Annotated in this window: 23 protein-coding genes and 1 tRNA gene; 4 read left to right on the top strand and 20 right to left on the bottom strand. The window is 67.3% G+C overall.

The genetic code is table 11. The annotated features are described in order from the left end of the window. Window positions 1-121 precede the first annotated feature (121 nt). Window positions 122-198 (top strand) — tRNA-Thr (locus tag GA0070622_RS31280). Between the two features lie 92 nt (window positions 199-290). Here GA0070622_RS31280 and GA0070622_RS31275 read toward each other — a convergent pair. From GA0070622_RS31275 to GA0070622_RS31210, 14 genes are all read right to left on the bottom strand, one after another. Then, window positions 291-1,433: a tyrosine-type recombinase/integrase gene (locus tag GA0070622_RS31275; RefSeq protein ID WP_091583515.1), complete on the bottom strand. Its 1,143-nt coding sequence runs from the start codon at window positions 1,431-1,433 to the stop codon at window positions 291-293. Then, window positions 1,430-1,609, bottom strand: coding sequence for a helix-turn-helix domain-containing protein (locus tag GA0070622_RS31270; protein ID WP_091583511.1), 180 nt, complete (start codon window positions 1,607-1,609; stop codon window positions 1,430-1,432). The genes GA0070622_RS31275 and GA0070622_RS31270 overlap by 4 nt, the downstream gene beginning before the upstream one ends. 22 nt (window positions 1,610-1,631) lie before the next feature. After that, a complete protein-coding gene (locus tag GA0070622_RS31265) occupies window positions 1,632-3,422 on the bottom strand; it encodes a replication initiator (RefSeq protein ID WP_091583507.1) in 1,791 nt (596 codons plus the stop codon). After that, the gene (locus tag GA0070622_RS31260; RefSeq protein WP_091583504.1) at window positions 3,422-3,718 is read right to left on the bottom strand and encodes a hypothetical protein; all 297 of its coding nucleotides are present in this window, start codon (window positions 3,716-3,718) and stop codon (window positions 3,422-3,424) included. Before GA0070622_RS31260 ends, GA0070622_RS31265 begins: the two co-directional genes overlap by 1 nt. Next, the gene (locus GA0070622_RS31255) at window positions 3,715-4,422 is read right to left on the bottom strand and encodes a hypothetical protein (protein ID WP_091583501.1); all 708 of its coding nucleotides are present in this window, start codon (window positions 4,420-4,422) and stop codon (window positions 3,715-3,717) included. The genes GA0070622_RS31260 and GA0070622_RS31255 overlap by 4 nt, the downstream gene beginning before the upstream one ends. Next, the gene (locus GA0070622_RS31250; RefSeq protein ID WP_091583498.1) at window positions 4,412-4,705 is read right to left on the bottom strand and encodes a hypothetical protein; all 294 of its coding nucleotides are present in this window, start codon (window positions 4,703-4,705) and stop codon (window positions 4,412-4,414) included. Before GA0070622_RS31250 ends, GA0070622_RS31255 begins: the two co-directional genes overlap by 11 nt. Next, complete coding sequence (locus GA0070622_RS31245; protein ID WP_091583494.1) at window positions 4,705-5,052, bottom strand: RRQRL motif-containing zinc-binding protein; 348 nt, start codon at window positions 5,050-5,052, stop codon at window positions 4,705-4,707. Before GA0070622_RS31245 ends, GA0070622_RS31250 begins: the two co-directional genes overlap by 1 nt. Beyond that, window positions 5,049-5,348: a hypothetical protein gene (locus GA0070622_RS31240; RefSeq protein WP_091583491.1), complete on the bottom strand. Its 300-nt coding sequence runs from the start codon at window positions 5,346-5,348 to the stop codon at window positions 5,049-5,051. The genes GA0070622_RS31245 and GA0070622_RS31240 overlap by 4 nt, the downstream gene beginning before the upstream one ends. Beyond that, complete coding sequence (locus tag GA0070622_RS31235; RefSeq protein WP_091583487.1) at window positions 5,345-5,782, bottom strand: DUF6197 family protein; 438 nt, start codon at window positions 5,780-5,782, stop codon at window positions 5,345-5,347. Before GA0070622_RS31235 ends, GA0070622_RS31240 begins: the two co-directional genes overlap by 4 nt. Window positions 5,783-5,865: 83 nt before the next feature. Beyond that, complete coding sequence (locus tag GA0070622_RS31230; protein WP_091583484.1) at window positions 5,866-6,075, bottom strand: hypothetical protein; 210 nt, start codon at window positions 6,073-6,075, stop codon at window positions 5,866-5,868. Then, on the bottom strand, window positions 6,072-6,944 hold the full coding sequence (locus GA0070622_RS31225; RefSeq protein ID WP_091583481.1) for an FtsK/SpoIIIE domain-containing protein: 873 nt from the start codon (window positions 6,942-6,944) through the stop codon (window positions 6,072-6,074). Before GA0070622_RS31225 ends, GA0070622_RS31230 begins: the two co-directional genes overlap by 4 nt. Window positions 6,945-7,028: 84 nt before the next feature. Further along, the gene (locus GA0070622_RS31220) at window positions 7,029-7,970 is read right to left on the bottom strand and encodes a hypothetical protein (RefSeq protein ID WP_091583478.1); all 942 of its coding nucleotides are present in this window, start codon (window positions 7,968-7,970) and stop codon (window positions 7,029-7,031) included. Then, a complete protein-coding gene (locus tag GA0070622_RS31215; protein WP_091583475.1) occupies window positions 7,963-8,193 on the bottom strand; it encodes a hypothetical protein in 231 nt (76 codons plus the stop codon). The genes GA0070622_RS31220 and GA0070622_RS31215 overlap by 8 nt, the downstream gene beginning before the upstream one ends. A gap of 257 nt (window positions 8,194-8,450) precedes the next feature. Next, window positions 8,451-8,771: a hypothetical protein gene (locus tag GA0070622_RS31210; protein WP_091583472.1), complete on the bottom strand. Its 321-nt coding sequence runs from the start codon at window positions 8,769-8,771 to the stop codon at window positions 8,451-8,453. Between the two features lie 172 nt (window positions 8,772-8,943). On the opposite strand from GA0070622_RS31210, the gene GA0070622_RS31205 reads away from it, so the two are divergent. Together GA0070622_RS31205 and GA0070622_RS31200 are read left to right on the top strand one after the other, a co-directional pair. Continuing rightward, window positions 8,944-9,702, top strand: a complete 759-nt coding sequence (locus GA0070622_RS31205; RefSeq protein WP_091583469.1) for an XRE family transcriptional regulator — start codon at window positions 8,944-8,946, stop codon at window positions 9,700-9,702. 4 nt (window positions 9,703-9,706) lie between these two features. Next, window positions 9,707-10,177: an NUDIX domain-containing protein gene (locus tag GA0070622_RS31200; RefSeq protein WP_091583465.1), complete on the top strand. Its 471-nt coding sequence runs from the start codon at window positions 9,707-9,709 to the stop codon at window positions 10,175-10,177. On the opposite strand, the gene GA0070622_RS31195 is transcribed toward GA0070622_RS31200, so the two are convergent. The 6 genes from GA0070622_RS31195 to GA0070622_RS31170 all read right to left on the bottom strand — a co-directional run bounded on the left by GA0070622_RS31195 (window position 10,165) and on the right by GA0070622_RS31170 (window position 15,480). Then, a complete protein-coding gene (locus tag GA0070622_RS31195) occupies window positions 10,165-10,731 on the bottom strand; it encodes an HD domain-containing protein (RefSeq protein WP_091584320.1) in 567 nt (188 codons plus the stop codon). The genes GA0070622_RS31200 and GA0070622_RS31195 overlap by 13 nt on opposite strands. 171 nt (window positions 10,732-10,902) lie before the next feature. After that, window positions 10,903-11,307: a hypothetical protein gene (locus tag GA0070622_RS31190; RefSeq protein WP_091583462.1), complete on the bottom strand. Its 405-nt coding sequence runs from the start codon at window positions 11,305-11,307 to the stop codon at window positions 10,903-10,905. A 117-nt stretch (window positions 11,308-11,424) separates the two neighbouring features. Then, entirely contained in the window at window positions 11,425-11,766 is a 342-nt protein-coding gene (locus tag GA0070622_RS31185) for a hypothetical protein (protein ID WP_091583458.1), read from the bottom strand. After that, complete coding sequence (locus tag GA0070622_RS31180) at window positions 11,754-12,818, bottom strand: IS110 family RNA-guided transposase (RefSeq protein WP_091583454.1); 1,065 nt, start codon at window positions 12,816-12,818, stop codon at window positions 11,754-11,756. Before GA0070622_RS31180 ends, GA0070622_RS31185 begins: the two co-directional genes overlap by 13 nt. 383 nt (window positions 12,819-13,201) lie before the next feature. Then, on the bottom strand, window positions 13,202-13,663 hold the full coding sequence (locus GA0070622_RS31175) for a WapI family immunity protein (RefSeq protein ID WP_091568513.1): 462 nt from the start codon (window positions 13,661-13,663) through the stop codon (window positions 13,202-13,204). Beyond that, window positions 13,660-15,480: an IS481 family transposase gene (locus GA0070622_RS31170; protein WP_245666118.1), complete on the bottom strand. Its 1,821-nt coding sequence runs from the start codon at window positions 15,478-15,480 to the stop codon at window positions 13,660-13,662. Before GA0070622_RS31170 ends, GA0070622_RS31175 begins: the two co-directional genes overlap by 4 nt. 711 nt (window positions 15,481-16,191) lie before the next feature. On the opposite strand from GA0070622_RS31170, the gene GA0070622_RS31165 reads away from it, so the two are divergent. Next, window positions 16,192-17,673, top strand: coding sequence for an ATP-binding protein (locus tag GA0070622_RS31165; protein ID WP_091584316.1), 1,482 nt, complete (start codon window positions 16,192-16,194; stop codon window positions 17,671-17,673). Window positions 17,674-17,717: the final 44 nt, after the last annotated feature.

Raw genomic sequence — 17,717 nt, 5'->3', positions numbered from 1 at the left:
GTAGTCCGGTCCGGACGGGAAGTCTCTCCCGTACTCGGGCAGATGTGCCCGATGTCCGGTTCTGGTGTGGGGGTATCCCGTTCGGCTTCCGGCGGGGCGTGCCGTACACTTGACGATCGTTGCCGCCTTAGCTCAGTCGGCTAGAGCGACGCACTCGTAATGCGTAGGTCGACGGTTCGATTCCGTCAGGCGGCTCCACGGAAAGGCCCAGGTCACCGGCTTGATTGCCGATCATGACCTGGGCCTTTTGCCTTCCGTCGGAAGGCTGAGCAGCCAAGCGAGCAGCCAACCTACTCACCCGACCACAGCGCCCCCTCCAACCGCGAGGCCGCTTCTCGGGCGATCTCCGGGGCCACGTGGGCGTAGATGTTGAGGGTGACGCTGATCTGCGAATGGCCGAGGATCTCCATGACCACGCGGGCGGGTACGCCCTGGGCGAGTAGGACGCTTGCCGCTGTGTGCCGCAGGTCGTGAAGACGGACCTGCCGTAAGCCCGCCCGCCGGATGATCTCTCGGAACGACCGGTAGTCGTTACGCGGGTGGATGGGCGTGCCAACAGCGGTGGCGAAGACCAGAGCCGGATCAGCCCAGCTGCCGCCGTTGAACCGTTCCTCTGTTTGGCGTGCCTGGTGGCGACGGAGTGCATCCAGCACAGTGGGCGGCAGCGGGAGAGTTCGACGAGACCGGGCAGTCTTCGTCTCCACGAAGACCAGGCCACCCGTGTCGGGGTTGCGCTGCAACTGCCCCCGCACGCGCAGCGTCCCGGAGGCCATGTCGACGTCATCCCACCGCAGTCCAAGGACTTCGCCTTGACGGAGCCCGAGGGCGATCCCGATGAGCCACCGCGCTTCCAGCCGGAGACCTTCAACGGCCTTGAGGAAGCGTCGCGCTTCGGCGAGTGAGTAGGGCCGCACCTCAACGTGGGGCAGCGAGGGCGGCTCCACCAGAGCAGCCGGGTTGACGTGGATCAGCTGCCAACGCACCGCCACATTGAGCGCCCGGCGGAGGTTGGCGTGCATGCGCCGGACGCTGCCGACGGACAGCACCGTGGTCCGGTCTCGATAGAAGGAGGTCAGGTGCGCCGGGGTCAGCTTGTCGAGACGGTGTCGGCCCAGCATCGGCCCGATGTGATGCTCAACCTCCTCCCGGTACCTGTGCAGGGTGGATGGCCGTACCTTGGCCGAGGCGACCTCCGATAGATAGGCGTCCATCCACTGTGCAAGGGTGGGCACCCGCTGGGTGGAGAGCCGACCAGTCTCAGCGAGAACGGTCATTTCCTTGAGCGCTTTGACCACGTCGGCGCGAGTGCGCCGCGTGACGTACTTGCGACGACGCTTGCCGTTGCTCCATCCGAGGTCGATGGCTGCTCGGAAGCGTCCGTCCGGCAGTTGGTAGATGGAACCTTCACCGTGGCCACGCCGTTTGCCGGTCATGCAGCCTCCTGCTGGCAGGCCTCGACGAACGCCCGTAGTGCCTTGGCGGGGATGCGGCGGGACCGACCGATTCGTATCGAGACGATCTGGCCGCTGGCAATGAGTTCGTAGACCTTGGTGCGGCCTACGCCGAGCAAGGCGGCTGCCTCGGTCGGCGTGTAGCAGAGCTTCTCCATCCGGATCCTTTCGTTTGAGGGGTCAGGCAGCGGCCGGCACCGGGCCGGCCGGGGTGGTGGCGAGTTCGTGCGCGAGTTCTTCGCGGCCGGTGGTTCGTCGCTCGCGGGCCATGGCGGCTGCGGTGTTGGCGAGCAGGGCGTCTCCGGTGGTGTGCCAGCCGACGCCGGCGAAGGTGAGGGTGCCGACGATGAGCATGGTTTCCTCTGCGCCGTCGTCGACCGGCGGACCGCCGGCGGTGGGGTGGTCGTGGTCCTGGTGCTCGTGGCGCCGGAACTGCACGCGGGTGTCGCGCAGGAGTCGGAAGGTCACGGAGTAGCGGCGGGCTTTGGTGAGGAAGTGGCCGCCGTAGCCGAGCATGTGCGCCCATCGCCGCAGCCGGGCGTAGGGGTTAGACGTCGCCGGTTTCATCGGTTCGGTGTCAAGGGCGGCTTGACGCGCGGCGACGCAGACGGGGCAGGCGGCGTATCGGGTGTGGGTGCCGCAGTCGGGGCACTCCCAACGCTCGACGAAGCCGGGCCGGGGCCGGGAGTCCCGGGACCGCTGCGAGAGCGGGACTGGTGTGCCCGTGGGTCGGCCGATGCGCCAGCAGGCGTCGATGAGGCGGGCGGTGTGGTCGCCGTCGGGGTCGGCGTAGTCCCCGATCGAATCGGCGGTTAGGCGGGTGGAGGTGTGTCCGGTTGCCTCGGTGCTTTTGGTGGCGTACTTGGCAAGGTAACCCGCGACCATTCCATCGGTGACCTCCCCGGTGCCGTCGGTGGTGATCGGTTCCAGGTCGACTTGTTCGCCCCAGGTGATCGGCCAGCCGTCGGGCTGGTCGGGGTGGCTGGGGGTGTGGAAGGCGATCTGGCGGGCGGCGTGGCGCAGCGCGTCGACGAGGTCGTTGGTGGTGAAGTCGGCGGGTGGGGGGACGATGGCGTCGAGGTCGTCGGGTTCGACGCCGTCGAGGCGGGCGATGGCGTGGAAGTGCACTGCTCCGCGGGCTTGGAGTTCGGCGACCTTGCCGGGAGAGAGGCGGACCGGGGGCAGGGTGCGGAGTTTGCCGGAGGCGGTGCGGATCTCGACGCGGGGGACGCCTCGTTTGTGGGCGAGTTTGGCGAGGTACCGCTGGGCGGCTTGCTTGGTGCGGTGCCAGAGTTCGCCGGAGAACAGGTTCCACACGACCTGGTGGTCGTGGTCGTAGCAGTCCAGGCACAACGGCCGGCCCAGTACGGTGTCGCCGGTTTCGTGGCGTGCCCAGCAGACCGAGGGCCGGCCGTGGGGGCAGAGGCCAGCGGTCGGGTCGGTGGCGCGGCGGGCGTGGCAGGGCTCGGCGCGGCAGTCGCAGCGGCGGCGGTTGCGGCAGGTGTGCCGCTTCACGACCCGGGCGTGGACGGTGCCGAACGAGGGGGCGGTGAAGGTGGCGAACACCGCTGGATGCCGGGCGACGCTTTCGGGGATGCCTTTGCCGCCGACGAGGCCGGCGCGCAGGAGTTGGAAGGCATCACGCTGGTAGGTGTGGGCGCAGGCCGGGCAGACGGTGGCGCGGCGGTTGCCGCAGGCGGTGTAGATCGCCGCATCAGGCATGGCGTCGGTGTGCCGGGAGTCCAGGATCCGCCCGGTGGTGGGGTCGACGGTGTGGAGGCTGCCGGACAGGCGGATGGGGCGGGTGCAGCCGGCGGCGGCGCGGACGTGTTCCAGCCAGCCGAAGTAGTCGGGTCGGGTGGCGCGTTGGAACGCTGCTCCGGCGGCGGTGTAGCCGTAGACGATGGTGTCGGCGTTCGAGCCCACCCCCCGGGCCGTAGCGCGGGGGGTGAGGTCCAGCGTCGAGGCCATCAGGCGGCGTCCTTGACGGGACGCATCTGCTCGGGGCCTTGGTAGCCGACGAAGGTGTCGGTGATGATCCGTTCCACGACGGTGATGCGGCAGGCGCTGCACTGGCGGTGGGTCGGCTCGTGCCGGCCGCAACGGATCTGGGTGATGGTGTCGCCGCAGCGGATGGTGACCGGGTTGCGGCAGGGGCCGCCGTCGATGACGTCGATGACGCTGCGGCGGATGTCGTAGGGGTGGGGCTCCGGCTCGGCCGGGCAGGTGTGCACGAGCTGGGCGACGTCGACGGTGTGGATGCTCATCGGGCACCACCGCCGATGGTGGCCAGGAGTTGCCCGGCGACGGGTGGGGTGACGTCGAGTCGGTCGGCCAGCTCGGCCGGGGTGATGGGGCGGCCGTTGGTCTGTTCGTGCTGCACGGCGGCGAAGCGAGCCATGGGCAGCAGGTGGGTAGGAACGTCGACCGGCTCCGGTGCCGGCGCGGTGACGGGTTCCGGCTCGACGGCCGGGGTCGGGGTGATGGCAGCCGGCGGTTCGGTGGTGACCTGCTCGGCCACCTGGACGCGGATGGGTTTGGCCGGCGTAGCCGGCGGTGTGGTGGGTTGCTCGGACGCAGGTGCCGGGGCGAGGACGAGTTTGACCAGGGCCATGAACGCCAGGGCGGGGACGGCGGACAGGAGCCAGCCGGAGATGCCGGGTTTGGCGACCGCGAGTTGGGCGGCCAGGGAGAGGCCGGCGGCGGCGATGAGCAGGAACAGTGGGTAGCCGATGGATGCGCCGGTGCGTCGGCGTCGGCGGATGGTCAGTAGGCAGGCGATGGGGACGAGTTCGGAGATGACGGCGTTGGCCCAGCCGAACCATGCCCCGGTCCCGGCCGGGGAGTTGGCGAGGGTCCAGTCTTTGACGTGGGTGAAGGAGGCGGCGCCGGCGAAGCCGGCGACGGCGATGAGGATGAGGACCAGGACCAGGCCCTCGATGCGGGGGCCGGTGTGACGGTCAGTGGCCATGGGTCACCTGCCCGGAGGTGACGGCGCGTTGCTCGGCGGCGAGGCCGGCGAGTCCGACGCGGATGCCGTTGCAGGTCGGGCAGTGCTGGTCGGGGCCGGCGGTGCACTGGGTCAGGTGCGCGTCGTGGATGAGGCGCAGGCTTTCGGCGTAGTAGCCGGACAGGAACCGTTCGAAGGACAGCTCACCGCGAGCGGCGAAGTCCTCGGCGATGACGGTGACGACGTAGTCGTCGGGAGTCATCCGCTCCTGAGCGGCGAAGTTGATGACAGCGGTGGTGGGCATCAGTGGCCTCCGTGGCAGTCGAGACAGCAGCCGTAACGGCGGGGGATGTAGTAGGGCTGCACGAGGCCGCAGACGCGGCAGGTGCGGCGGGCGCGAAGCGCCTTGGCGATGGCCTCCCGCTGGGCGGGGGTGGCGACCCGCTTGGGCTTGGCCCAGTCGAGGCGGTAGAGGTAGGCGACGCGCTTACCGCGACGCCAGAGGATTTGCGCGACGGCGTGGTGTCCTCCGGGTCGGAGGCCGGCGGCGCGCAATTGTCGACGGGTGGCCAGCCCGTCGGGGGCGAGCCGGAACGGGTAGGTGGGGAAGTCCTCGGCGGGGTTGGCCGGGTCGTAGGTGAAGGTGGTCATGGCCGGTCTCCCCAGCGCTGCTGGGCGGCCTGCCGGGAGATCCCAAGGCGCTGGCCGATCTCGGCCCAGGAGTAGCCGAAGGCCCGCAGGCCGACGACGGCGTCGGTGATGGCCTTATCGATGTCGCCGGAAAGGGCGACGAGGTCGCGCAGGGCTTCGACGTCGCCGTCAGCGACGCGGCGGCCGTGGGCGCGGATGATGCGCCGGGCGAACGCGGCGAAGGCGTCGTTCTCGACGACGTCCCGACGACGCTGCGACGGGATGCGCGGCGTCAAGGGCTTCTTGACGATGTTCATCGGTTCCCGCCTTCCTGGGTGTGCAGGCGGTCCCACTCGTCAGCCGCGCTCTCAAGCGCGGTGATGACCTGCTCGGCGGTGCGGCCGGGGTCGTCGTTCCAGGAGTAGGGGGAGGTGTGCTCGTCGAGGAGGTAGCCGTCTTCGTCGATGTGGAAGACCGGGGCGTGGTCGTCGAGGTAGACGGTGAGGACACCGACGGTCTGCCGGAAGGTGACTTGGGTATCGGGGTCGAGGCCGTAGAAGTGTTCGGCGCGGTAGCCGGCGCAGGCCATGCCGATGGCTCCGACGGCGCAGGCCGGCGGGGTGAGGCTGTCGGTGGGTGCGTAGTAGGTGCCCTGGTGCCAGCCGTGCCGGCGCAGGTAGAGGGCAGCCATCCGGAGCAGGTCAGCGGGTGTGACCTGGACTCCGGTGGGCGGGTTGTGGGTAGCCTTCATGGCAGCCACGTCCTTTCGGGGCTGTTGGTGGAGGTCGGCGGAACCGGATCGCTTTCCAGGGCTGAGGCCGGTTCCGTCGACTGCTATCGGGTGCGCAGCCGCAGGTAGCGGCGCTGTCGGGTGTCATCGCCGCCCACCGCTTGGGGTGGGCCGAGGTAGACGAGTCGGCCGCTGGCCGAGGCGACCTGAACCATCGAGGCGATCTCGCTCGGCTGGGCGATGACCCAGATCTCGACGTACTGGGCGGCCCGCTGGCTGTTGGCGCGGGCGTGGGCCTGTTCGCGGGTGGTCATGCCACCACCTCGAAGTCCGCCCGGGTCAGGTCCGGGATCAGGGTCGGTAACGGTCGGGGCCGGCGGATCCAGGCGGCGTAGTCGGCGATGCCGGCGATCTGGGTGTCGGTGAGGTAGGCGACCTTGATGCGCTTGGGGGTGCCGCCTTCGGCGATGAGGTAGGCCGCGCCCTGGTTGGTGGGGGCGATGTCGGTGGCGGTGTAGCCCTGCTCGGCCCAGCCGTGTCCGAGCACAATGTTGGAGGTGTTGGGTGTGGTGCAGCGGAACGCGGCGCGGTAGCCGAACAGGTCCCGCAGGCTGGTGGGGATGATGTCGAAGCTGGGCCGCTGGGTCGCGGCGACCACGGGGATGCCGGCGGCGCGGCCGCGTGCGACCAGGTCGCGCAGGAGAGCGACGAACTCTTCTTGTTCCTGCTTGGTGCCGACGGTGGCGGAGTAGTAGGCGATCTCGTCGACGAGGACGGTGATGACCGACAGCCCGTCGGCGGCGGTCACCTTGCGGCGCCCGTGAGCGCGGAGCCAGGCGTAGCGGTTGTTCATCACCAGCTGGAGGCGTCGGAGGATGTCGAGGGCGGCGGTGATGTCGGGGCCGATGAACGCGTCGGCGCAGTCCTCCCACTGCCCGAGTTCGACGAGCTTGCCGTCGAGCAGCACCAGGCGGGAGTCGACGGACAGGGCGGCGTGGGCGGCGAGGGTGTTCAGGAGCCCGCTCTTGCCTCCGCCGGGTTCTCCGCCGGCGAGGAGGTTGCGGTAGGCGAGGGTGATGTAGACGGGGTGACCGAACTCGTCGATGCCGACGAAGATGGGGTCGAACATCGACAGGCCAGGCCCCACCGGGATCTCCGACGTCGGGGCGGTTGTGGTGGTCATGGGTGCCCTCCTTGGGCGGTTGGTGGGCGCGGAGAGCCACACGAACGAGCCCGAGGGCTCTCCGCGACCGGTTGGGTAGGGCGGTTAGATCCAGTCGGAGACGTCGTCGACGTCGCTGGCGGGGGAAGCCGCGGGCTTGCTGCCGTTGGCGGTGGTGGCCGGCTTCTTGACCGCCGGCTTGCCCTGCTGGGTGGGCAGGGTGACGGTCGGGGCGTCGATGTCGGGCAGGTCCAGGGCGGTGGGCACGGTGGCCGGGATCCGCTCGGTTGCCGGGGTGTCGGGGTCGATGACGTCGACGAGCGGGGAACTCACCTGGGCGGTGAGGACATCGCGGCGCTTGATGTCGAAGCGCAGGTAGGCGGCGTTGCCGTCCGAGGCCCGCTCGATCAGAGCGGTCGAGGCGTGGCAGGCGACCGCGATGCGGTCGAGACGGCCTTCCAGGTCGGCCAACGAGAGGCCGGGGCGCAGGTAGACCCAGACCCGCTCACCGACCGGCGTGGGCTTGGCCCACAGGATCAGTGGCAGGCTGCCGGACTGGTTGGCGATGATGAACTGCGCGAAGCACACGCGCAGCCGGTGGCGCACGATCAGGCACCACGTCCAGGCGACCACCGTCCGGCGGGATGCCGGCAGGGCGGCGGGGACGCCGACGACCAGGGCGACGACCGTCAGGGTGATGGGCATCGGGGTGTGGTTGGCGAGCTGCACCCAGCAGATGCCAAGGAACGTGGTGATCCCGATTTCCGGGGTCCACCACCACAGCAGCCGCAGGACCGGCCAGATGCGGACGAGGACCCAGGCGAGGCCGCCGAGGGGAACCCCGATGAGCGCGCCGACGATGACGGCGAGGATGGGGTGGATGTAGGAAGCGGCCACCACGGCCGACAGAAGGCCGACGATGACCGCCGTGAGGATGAACGCCAACCGGGCGTTGCGTGCCGAGGACCGGTGAACCTTGGCCTCGATCACCGTGATCGTGTTGTTCGACTTGCCGCCGAACGGGCGGCGGGCGGCGGGCTTACTCATGACGACCTCCCGTGTCGCCGCAGGCGGGGCACCAGCAGTAGCCGTTGGAGTCGATGAGGGCGAGAGCGCCGGCCATGGTCATTTCGCAGCCGGTGCAGGCCACGACCATGGGAACACCGGCCTTCTCGTGGTCGGCCCAGGTGTATTCGGACTTGTAGCCTGCGCGGGCCTGCAGGAAGTGCAGTCCTGTGGGCAGGCCGCTCGGGCGGGTAGGCTTGGACACGACGAGTCCTCCCAATCGCGAGTTGGGTCGGATGAGTTGGAGGGCACGGGGTCGGCAGATGTAGGAGTCGGACCGACCCCGCGCCAGCTCTTGCGGGGTTGCCACCACCACGACGTGGTGACCGGGCCGGGAGCATAGGAGTCGGAACCACTCCCGGACCGTTTCTTCACTTGTCGTTGTCAGCGGACCTCAGGCCGCTTCACGCGCGGGTGCGCGTCAGACACCAGAAGCTCACGCAGCACAGGTGGATCGAGGGACTACTTCGCCGCCGAGGTGCCAGCCTTCGGCTTCAGCGTGATCGCACGGAACGCGACGCCGTTGCGCCCGTTGGTCGCCCACGGGATGGCCTCCAACTGCTCGACCGCGACGAGCTGCCCCACCGTCACGTTCGGCTTCTCTCCCGCCGTGGTGATGGTGATGATCTCGCCGCCGGTCTCGTCGAGCACGAAGACCTGGGTCGACCACATGAGCCGGCCGGTGTTCTTCTCCGACCGCTGGTTGCCGTTCTGGTCGTTCTTCGGCTCCGGGTCCTTCGTCACCTGGACCTGCTTGCTCGCGGTGTCCACGTACAGCTTCACAACAAACCTCCTGGGTCTTGGGCCAGCTTGAGCGAGTCCCCTTCGGACTCTTGCTCGTGACCTCTGCCAATAAGGCTCGTCTAGAAAGCGGGACGAGCCACCCGACCACATGGACAACTCGGGACGTCTTTGCTAACTTAAATGCGTCCTAGTCGTCCCTTGGAGGCGCTTGATGCCGAACGATCGACTGCGCGACGCCATGCTCCGCAACGGCATGACCCCTGCTTCGCTTGCTGAGAAGATCGACGTAGACCCAAAGACGGTCGAGCGTTGGATCACGCAAGACAGGACCCCCTACCCCCGCCACCGGCACGCGATCGCCGCGCTCATCCGTGAGAGCGAGTCATACCTCTGGCCGAAGGCGGTGACCGCCGAGAAGGCATCCCGGCTGGGGCAGAACGAGATCATTCAGGTCTACTCGCGGCGGTCGTCCGTGCCATATGAGGTCTGGCGCCGGCTCATCGAAAGGGCAGAAGAGCGAATTGACGTTCTCGCGTACGCGGGACTCTTCCTGGTTGAGCAAGACCCTGGACTGATCGACACCCTCCGGCAGAAGGCGCTCAACGGTGTCTCCATCCGCGTTCTGCTCGGCGACCCAGACCGCCCGACGATCGAGCGGAGAAGCATCGAGGAGGGTGCGCCCGGCGTCATGGCAGCCAAGATCCGACAGGTCAGGCAGTATTACGACCGCCTGAGAGAGACCCCAGGCGTCGAGGTCAGGTACCACGAGACAACCCTCTACAACTCGATCTACCGGTTCGACGACGAGATGCTGGTCAATACACACGTCCTCGGAATCCCGGCGCCGCACGCTCCCGTCATGCACCTGCGCCGGATCTCCGGCGGGGACATGTTCAGGACCTACGCCGACAGCTTCGACCGGGCACTCTTGTCGTCGTACCCTCTCGGCGACTCGGAGATGGCACCCTAGTTCCGTGGCGAGAACCGAGCACTACCACGACCCGAACGCACCGAAGGCCAACAGCATCGTCGTGGCTGTCTCGGTCTTCGTCTGCGACGAGCATGAGCGAGTGCTGCTGATCCAACGCACCGACAACGGCTTGTGGTCGCTTCCCGGCGGTGGCCAAGAGATTGGCGAATCAGTCGCGGAGACGGCAGCACGAGAGACGCAGGAGGAAACCGGAATCAGCATCGAAGTCACCGGGATAGTCGGGGTGTACTCCGACCCGGCCCACGTGATCGCATACACGAACGGTGAAGTGCGACAACAGTTCTCGCTCTGCTTCCGTGCCACACCCGTAGGTGGCGGCCTGACACCCAGCGACGAGTCGAGCCAGGTTCGATGGGTCGCCCGCGACGAGCTGGCCGCGCTCGAAATCCACCCGTCGACCCTGCTTCGAGTCAATCACGGCTACGAGAACCGCCCGCAGCCCTACATCGGCTGAGAAACACTGCCCGCGAGCCGGCGTTGGGTCCGCTGGACGGCGGCAACCATCTCCGGCTCCGCCCGCTTGATGAACCTGGTGACGAGGTGCTCCGGCCCATACCTGGACCGAATTTCAGCCAACCGGTCGAGAACCGCGAAGTCCTGCCCATCCGGTCCGGTTGTCATGTCCGAGAAGCAGAGCGCGTCGGTCACCGCGGTTTCCTCCCTCGGAAACTCAGCCGCCAGCACCTGCCCGAGCCCTCGTTCCTCTGCTTCGAGCCAGGCGCACGAGTGGTGCGCCACCAGCGCCGCAATTCGCCCGTCGAACCGTTCCCGGCGCAACCAACGGCCCCCATCGAGAGCGTGAAAGCCCGTGTCCACGAGGGTCGGGCTGTAGCCGACATCGTGAAGCCACGCGGACGCCACTAGAACCGACCGATCCTCCACCGGCACCGCCGCGCTGATCCGATCGGCCTTGGCAGCGACCGCTTGGACATGAGTCCATCGACGGGGCAACGGTGCCTCCAGCAAGAGCCGTGCCATGTCTCGCGCGGTTTCGATGAGGGCGGTCATGCCGCCAGCGTACGAAGCGCACCGGACCCACGCCATCCCGTCCTGGGTCTCACCAACGCCTGGAGCCGGCCAGCCGCCGGCTGCCGGCTGCCGGCTGCCGGCGATGTCGGGCTCCACTTGATGCGTGACGGATCGGTGTCAGATGTTGGGTGACACGTCCGGCTAGACGATTCAGCGGACGGCGATGCGAGTGTCGATGCGAATGCACTCATCGACTACGTGGGCAAGCTGCTTCAGCCTCACGGTGAGGTACTGCCGCCAGCCGTCGAACCTCGGCGAGTCGCCGGCGAAGGTCCCTGTCGACCATCGCCCGTGTATCTCCCGAAGGCGCGTTGCGACGGCGGGGTAGCTAGACGTGGGGTGGTCGCCATTGATGTAGTCCAGGTCGAAGAGCAGGCGCATCGGTGTCTCGACGGAGTCCCACGGTCGATAGCCGCCGAAGTCGTGCATCTGTGACAGGTCGATGCCCTCCTCGGCCGCGAGGAGGTAGTGGAAGGCGGCGAGGGGACCCCAGCCGAACGCAGCGTCAGGGGCGGCGGTTTCGGTCGGAACTCGGGGGGTGTACGTCCAAGCCACCGAAAGAACCTACATGGCAGCCAGCGTCTGGCCCGCCGAGTGTCACCCATCAAGTGGAGCCAGGGTGTCACGAATCAAGCCGAGTCGGACAGCCGGCTGCCGGCGATGTTGACGCTCCTATTGTTCGTCAAGCGGTGTCGTGGGCGGCTGATTGAGCCCGTATAGCTCGTTGAGGTCGAGCAGGTGGTGGCCGAGTACTGATGCTGTTCGGAGGTTGAGCACGAGTGCCATGAACACGTTCGGGGTTCCGGACGCGATGAGGACGTGCTGGTGGATACCGTCGGGCATCTGCCAGACGTTCGTCACCTCCTCACGGCTGAAGTCGTGGCCAGCGAAGTGGTCATGGGGGATGGCGTCGTAGTAGGGCCAGAAGTCGAACGGAGGAGGCCCCTCGACGTCGACCGCTGTTGGCGGTGTCCCGATCGTGGCGGTGAACTCATCTGCCGTCAGTGGTCGCACCGGGTCATGGTGCCTGCTGTGTTGGGCAGAGGCGCGAGGTGGGTGAAGGCTTCCCGAGCGATGTAGCGCTTGAGGCATCGCATGATCTCGGTCTTGGTCTTGCCCTCTGCGGTTCGGCGGGTGACGTAGTCCTTGGTGGGCTGGTGGCAGCGCATGCGGACGAGGGTGATGCGCCAGAGGGCGCGGTTGGCTTCGCGGTCGCCGCCACGGTGTAGGCGGTGGCGGTCGGTCCGTCCGGAGCTGGCTGGGATGGGGGCGACGCCGCAGAGCCGGGCGAAAGCCGCTTCGGAGTGCAGGCGGTGCGGGTTGTCGCCGGCGGTGACGAGGAGTTGGCCGGCGGTGTCGACGCCGATGCCAGGTAGTGCGACCAGGTCCGGGGCGGTGGCGGTGACGAGGGCGGTCAGGTGGCTGTCGAGGTCGTCGATCTCGGCCTGAAGGGCGAGCCAGCGTCGGGCGAGGCTGCGCAGCGCGACTTTGGTGGCGGTCGCCGGATCGGACACCGTGCCGGGTCTGAGAGCGGCGCAGGCGCGGATGCGTTTCTTGCCGGCCAGCCCGCGTACCAGTTGTCTCACGGGTTCGGGGGCCGAGACGATGAGAGCTTCGATCTGGCCTCCGGCCTGAATCCGAGCCTTCATCGCTCCGCGGCGGGCGACGCGCAGAGCCCGGATCATCTCGACCTGGGCGTGACGGGTCTTCGGGGTGCCGCTGGCGCGGCCGGAGATAACCGCCCTGGCGGCGGACTCGGCGTCGATGGTGTCGGTCTTGCCGACTCGGCGGCGGGTGGAGCGGTCCGGGCGGTCGACCTCGATCACGGTCAGGCCGTAGTCGGTCAGGAACCGCAGCAACCCGGCGCCGTAGCTGCCGCTGCCTTCCAGGCCGACCTTGGCAACCGTGCCGAAGGACTCAGCCCATGCGGCGAGCTGCGCGTAGCCGCGTGTCGTCGTCGGAAAGCTGCTGTTGGCCAACATCCGGCCGGTCTGGTCCAACACCGCCGCGACGTGTACGTCCTTGTGCGTGTCGACCCCGACGGTCACGTGCTGGTCCTCGCTCACGCTGCCTCCTACCTACTGCGTTGACGGCAAGGCTCGACCACCGCGCACGAGAAGAACGCTGGACAGAACGGGGATGAGGGACGAACCCGAGCCCCTAATCAGGTCACCACGCCGGCCCGTGCAGGTGCCGAGAGAGGTGCCCCGCCAACCGGGTCGACGGGTCCACATGAGGGCACGGGGCCAGTTCAAAGTCGGGTCAGGCCCGGCCGGCGGGAGCACCCTCCCAGAATTGTCGAGTCTCGGGACCTGCGTGACAGGTCAGTCTCGGGACGTGGGTGACACGTCCGGCTAGACGACTGCTAACTCTGGTGAGGGTAGCTGGCGATCAGTTGAGGGAGGTTTTCCTGCGACTGGCCGTCTGACGGGTTCTTCAGACGGGGGGGTCAGGGCTGCCCGAGGAGTGGGTAGGCACTTTCGAGTGCCGACAGGGCTGTGAGCATCGCTGGGATGTTGGTCTGGTCGAGGCCGGTGATGGCGAACGTCAGGCGGTTCCCGATGCCGGGATTGTCGGCAAGCTCTCCGGTGACGGACAGCGAGCCGTTCGGGCGGCAGGTCACGGTCAGTGAGATCCATTGTTCAAGTGAGGTGAGCACTGCTTCGCCGCGTAGTTGTTGGTTGATCAGCTCTAGCCCGTGTCGGAAGGTCTGTAGTTCATCGACACGTAGCCCGGCGGCGAGCTGTGCTGAGAAGCCGCCCACGTGGGCCGAGATCGGGCTGATCAGCCAGTTGCCGTCCCAGTAGTCGGTGCTGCCGGGGTGCATTCTTCCCATGACGCGGACCGTTAGATGGTCGTCGTTGGGGAGTCCGATGACCAGTTCGGGGGGTTCGGTCACGCCGGTGATCATGCCATCCCTTCCCGGGTGGACGTCTTCTGTCTGGGTGGTTCGGGTTTGCGGACCTTGAACCGGGCGATGGGCTTGGTGGTGGTGCGGGGCACTTCGCTGAGGAGCTGGTCGCCGTCGTGGACGCGGAAGGTGGTGTCGGCGGCTTCGACGGTGAGGGTGGTTCCGGCGTGGGCGATGCCGACGTGGATGCGTTGACCAGCGATGACCAGGGATCCTCGGCAGCTGACGCGGCGTTCGACCCGCAGGGGTTCGGGTGCCGGTGTTGGTGGTGGTCCGGCGGGGCGGGCGTCGCGGATGCGGGCGACTTCGGCCGGTGTCAGCGGGTTGGGCAGGCTGCGCAGCAGGACGCCGTCGGCGGTGATCTGCATGAGGCCGCGGTCGAGGCGGACGGTGACGCGCCTGCCGGCGAAGTGGTAGCCGACGGGGTGTTGCCGGCCGGCGAGGCCGATCAGGCCGGTGGCGTTGACGAGCCGTTCGACCTCGATCGGGGCGCCGGCCTGGATGGTGCCGGTGGTGATCGGTGGTGGCCCGGCCGGTTGGCCGTCGTCGGCGAGGATCTGGCGCAGGTGCGCAGGGGTAAGTCGGGACGGGACGGTCTTGAGTCGGACGCCGTCGACGAGCAGGTGAACGACGGTGGTGTCGGCCCAGAGGGTCACCGGAAGTCCGGCGCGGGTGGGGCTGAGCCAGAACTGCTGTCCGCAGACGGTGAGGTTGCCCGAGGCGGGAACGAGGCGGGTGACCTCTACGGCCAGGCCAACGTCCCCGCTGGCGGCCACCGGCACTGGCGGGGCGACGGCATGCCCGGCGGGTGCTGGAGGCGTCGGTGCCGGTGTTGCTGGCAGTGGCCGGCGGGGTGCAGGGATGGTGGTGGCCAGCGCTGGCGGCAGCCGCAGCGGCAGCTGTTCCTCAGCCGGCTGGGCGGTGAAACGGTCGGCCGGGAACGCCATCCCGAGGGACTGGTGCGGCCGTTCGGTGTTGTATTCGTGCCGGAACACGTCGATCGCTGCTTGGGCCTCTTCCGGGGTGGCCCAGACCTCGACGTCGTCGAGTAGTTCGCGTTGCAGGGTCTGGTGGAACCGTTCGACCTTGCCGGTGGTGGTCGGTGAGCGGGGCTTGGTCAGCCGGTGAGTGATGCCGTTCTCTCGGCAGATCCGGTCGAACATCACCTCACCGCCGCCGCGGCCGAACCGGGCAGTGAACTGCTTGCCATTGTCCGTGAGGACCTCTTCGGGAATCCCGAACCTGTGCAGGGCTTCGGCGAAGGCGAGACAGATCGCCCGACCGGTGGCCCGGCGGACCACGGCGGCGATGACGCAGAACCGGGAGTGGTCGTCCACGCCGGTGACGACCTTCGCCTCACCGCCATCGGCCAGCTGAATACCGCCGACGATGTCCATCTGCCACAGTTCCATCGGCCGGCCACGTTCCCATCGCCGGTAGTCCTCACGCCGACGCCGGCGAGGTGTCGGATCGACCAGGCCGTGCCGGATCAGCACCCGATGCACGGTGATCCGAGACGGGATCGGACCCGGGCAGTCACGACGGCCAAGCTCATAGAGCAGGCGACGGGCACCCCATCGCGGGTGATCCCGGCGCAGCTCACAGATCAGCGCCTCCACCTCAGGAGAAGTCTGGCCAGGCGAGGAACGCGGCCGGCTGGACCGGTCCGCCAGCCCTTCCAAGCCCTCGTCCTGATACCAGGCCAGCCAGCGGTGCACCGCCTGGCGGGAGACCCCGAATCGTTCGGCGACGTCCGTGACCGTGGATCCGGCAAGCACGTCCTGGACGGCTCGATACCGCTGTTCCATCACGCTCATCTCCACCAACACTCGGCGGAGTGTCACCCAGGTCCTGACACCGATGTGTCACGCAGGTCCCGAGACCGGACAGCACCCTCCCAGAATCCCCGTTCAAAGTTTCTGTACGTCTTCAAGGCGGCCCTGAACGGGCCGCACGCGCCGCCGCCAGGGCGCGCGCCGACCGCTGCCGCTGTCGCTCTGCGGCCGTCACGCCGAACGCCCGGCGGCTGGCGCGGAGAGCGGGAAGCCCGGAGGGCCGCCGCAGAACGACAGACCGTTGAGTGGTGGGGTGGTGGGCCGGCAGCCGGCCGGGCCGCGCGGCCACGACCCGCGCGGCGTAAGGGAGCGCACGCCGGCCACGTCGACGAGCTGGCGGCGGTCGCGGGGTTGTGGTTAGGGCGCCTCCGGCGGGGGCGCTCCGGCTCCAGGATGGCCGAAGATCGTCGGCAGCCGCCGGGTCCGTGGGTAGTCAGGGAGGAAAGCCATCCCGCCTGCCATCGACCCGGGCAAGCCGAGCAAACCACCGCCCGACCCGCCAGCGTCCGAACCTGCGTCAAGGTCCGTTTGACGTGGCGGGCCGGGCGGCGGCCCGCTCCCCGAAGGGCGGGTCGACGGCATACGGGATGGCGATACGCAGTCGGTGTCATGCTGATGGGCTAGCCTCACGCGTGTTCGGACGGACATCATGAGTTGCCACGCGCACGGGGCGCGCTATTGAGGGAGCGGTTGGTGAGCCGGAGCCAGGAGCAGCTGGAAGAGCTCGTGCGGGCTCTAAGCGCCTTGCCGCAGGAGACGGAATGGGTCGAGTTTAAGGAAAACTATTCTGACTTGGAGGGAATCGGCCAGTACGTGTCTGCGCTCTCCAACTCGGCTGCCCTGCATCGCAAAGATCGCGCTTACATGTTGTGGGGAATCAGCGACGAGAGCCACGCCCTGGTGGGAACGTCCTTCAAGCCGAAAACTGAGAAGATCGGCAACGAAGACTTTCTGCCCTGGCTTGTTCGGCTGCTGGATCCTCAGATTCATTTCGAATTCTTTGAATTCTCAGTCAGTGGAACCCCTTTGGTGTTATTGGAGATATCGCCAGCCGCGCATCGGCCAATCTCGTTCAAGGGTGGCGAGTACATCAGGATCGGCTCTTACAAGAAGAGGCTGCAGAGCTTCCCGGACCACGAGCGGCGACTGTGGCAAGTGTTTGATCGGACGGACTTCGAGAGCGGTGTGGCAAAGGCTGACGTAGCCTCCAATGACATCGCGAAGTTCATCGATATTGATGCGTATTTCAAGTTACTTGATATGCCAGCTCCCGCAGACCCGTTGGACGTGTTGGCCGTATTGGCCTCCGAATCAATCATCACTGAGACAACCACCGGGCGTTGGAACATCACCAACATGGGTGCGATCCTGTTTGCTCGCGACCTTACAAGTTTCGGTCCACTCGGAAGGAAGGCCCTCCGGATAATTCACTATCAAGGATCGAATAGAGTCAACACCATCCGTGAGCAGGTTGGAACTTTCGGATACGCAAAGGGATTCGAAGGTGCCGTCGATTACCTGCTCTCCAGGCTGCCGTCTAATGAAGTAATTCGAGTTGCGCTACGACAAACCGTGCGGATGTTCCCGGACCTGGCAGTTCGCGAGTTGCTTGCAAACGCTCTAGTCCACCAGGACTTCGCCATTACAGGAGCGGGCCCGATGGTGGAAATATTTGAGGATCGCCTCGAAATCTCCAATCCCGGCGAACCTCTAATGGATCACTGGCGATTTGTCGATACCCCACCAAGGTCTCGCAACGAAAGACTTGCGGGGCTTATGAGACGCGCGGGAATCTGCGAAGAACGTGGCAGCGGCTGGGACAAGGTAGCTTTCCAGATTGAGTACTACCAGCTTCCTGCGCCGCTGGTAGAAGTCACAGACGAGAACACCCGGATCGTCCTCTTTGCTCATCGGGACCTTAAGGACATGGACCGCGAGGATCGAGTGCGCGCAACCTACCTGCATGCGGCCTTGCGATGGGTTAACCGAGAAAAGGTGACGAACGCCTCCGTTCGAGAGCGATTCGGGATTCCGGGCTCAGACCTACCCAAGGCTTCTCGCATCATCAAGGAAGCCATCGAAGATGGCAAGATTGCGATTCGGGACACCTCAGCCCCACCTCGCTACCGGGACTATGTGCCCTTCTGGGCCGCAGGGAGGAATACGGAGAGTTAGCGCTCCACTTGCAGCCTGTCGCAGCCGTCGACGCGCAGGCGCCT

Origin of the sequence: Micromonospora sediminicola, assembly GCF_900089585.1 — a bacterium.
GTDB classification, from domain to species: Bacteria; Actinomycetota; Actinomycetes; order Mycobacteriales; family Micromonosporaceae; genus Micromonospora; species Micromonospora sediminicola.
This window is presented reverse-complemented; position numbering and strand designations above follow the sequence as displayed.

What these genes read in the sequence shown, in the direction of transcription:
- GA0070622_RS31275 (WP_091583515.1), bottom strand. Translation starts at nt 1,433, where the DNA reads ATGACCGGCAAACGGCGTGGCCACGGTGAAGGTTCCATCTACCAACTG.
- GA0070622_RS31270 (WP_091583511.1), bottom strand. Translation starts at nt 1,609, where the DNA reads ATGGAGAAGCTCTGCTACACGCCGACCGAGGCAGCCGCCTTGCTCGGC.
- GA0070622_RS31265 (WP_091583507.1), bottom strand. Translation starts at nt 3,422, where the DNA reads ATGGCCTCGACGCTGGACCTCACCCCCCGCGCTACGGCCCGGGGGGTG.
- GA0070622_RS31260 (WP_091583504.1), bottom strand. Translation starts at nt 3,718, where the DNA reads ATGAGCATCCACACCGTCGACGTCGCCCAGCTCGTGCACACCTGCCCG.
- GA0070622_RS31255 (WP_091583501.1), bottom strand. Translation starts at nt 4,422, where the DNA reads ATGGCCACTGACCGTCACACCGGCCCCCGCATCGAGGGCCTGGTCCTG.
- GA0070622_RS31250 (WP_091583498.1), bottom strand. Translation starts at nt 4,705, where the DNA reads ATGCCCACCACCGCTGTCATCAACTTCGCCGCTCAGGAGCGGATGACT.
- GA0070622_RS31245 (WP_091583494.1), bottom strand. Translation starts at nt 5,052, where the DNA reads ATGACCACCTTCACCTACGACCCGGCCAACCCCGCCGAGGACTTCCCC.
- GA0070622_RS31240 (WP_091583491.1), bottom strand. Translation starts at nt 5,348, where the DNA reads ATGAACATCGTCAAGAAGCCCTTGACGCCGCGCATCCCGTCGCAGCGT.
- GA0070622_RS31235 (WP_091583487.1), bottom strand. Translation starts at nt 5,782, where the DNA reads ATGAAGGCTACCCACAACCCGCCCACCGGAGTCCAGGTCACACCCGCT.
- GA0070622_RS31230 (WP_091583484.1), bottom strand. Translation starts at nt 6,075, where the DNA reads ATGACCACCCGCGAACAGGCCCACGCCCGCGCCAACAGCCAGCGGGCC.
- GA0070622_RS31225 (WP_091583481.1), bottom strand. Translation starts at nt 6,944, where the DNA reads ATGACCACCACAACCGCCCCGACGTCGGAGATCCCGGTGGGGCCTGGC.
- GA0070622_RS31220 (WP_091583478.1), bottom strand. Translation starts at nt 7,970, where the DNA reads ATGAGTAAGCCCGCCGCCCGCCGCCCGTTCGGCGGCAAGTCGAACAAC.
- GA0070622_RS31205 (WP_091583469.1), top strand. Translation starts at nt 8,944, where the DNA reads ATGCCGAACGATCGACTGCGCGACGCCATGCTCCGCAACGGCATGACC.
- GA0070622_RS31195 (WP_091584320.1), bottom strand. Translation starts at nt 10,731, where the DNA reads ATGACCGCCCTCATCGAAACCGCGCGAGACATGGCACGGCTCTTGCTG.
- GA0070622_RS31175 (WP_091568513.1), bottom strand. Translation starts at nt 13,663, where the DNA reads ATGATCACCGGCGTGACCGAACCCCCCGAACTGGTCATCGGACTCCCC.
- GA0070622_RS31170 (WP_245666118.1), bottom strand. Translation starts at nt 15,480, where the DNA reads ATGAGCGTGATGGAACAGCGGTATCGAGCCGTCCAGGACGTGCTTGCC.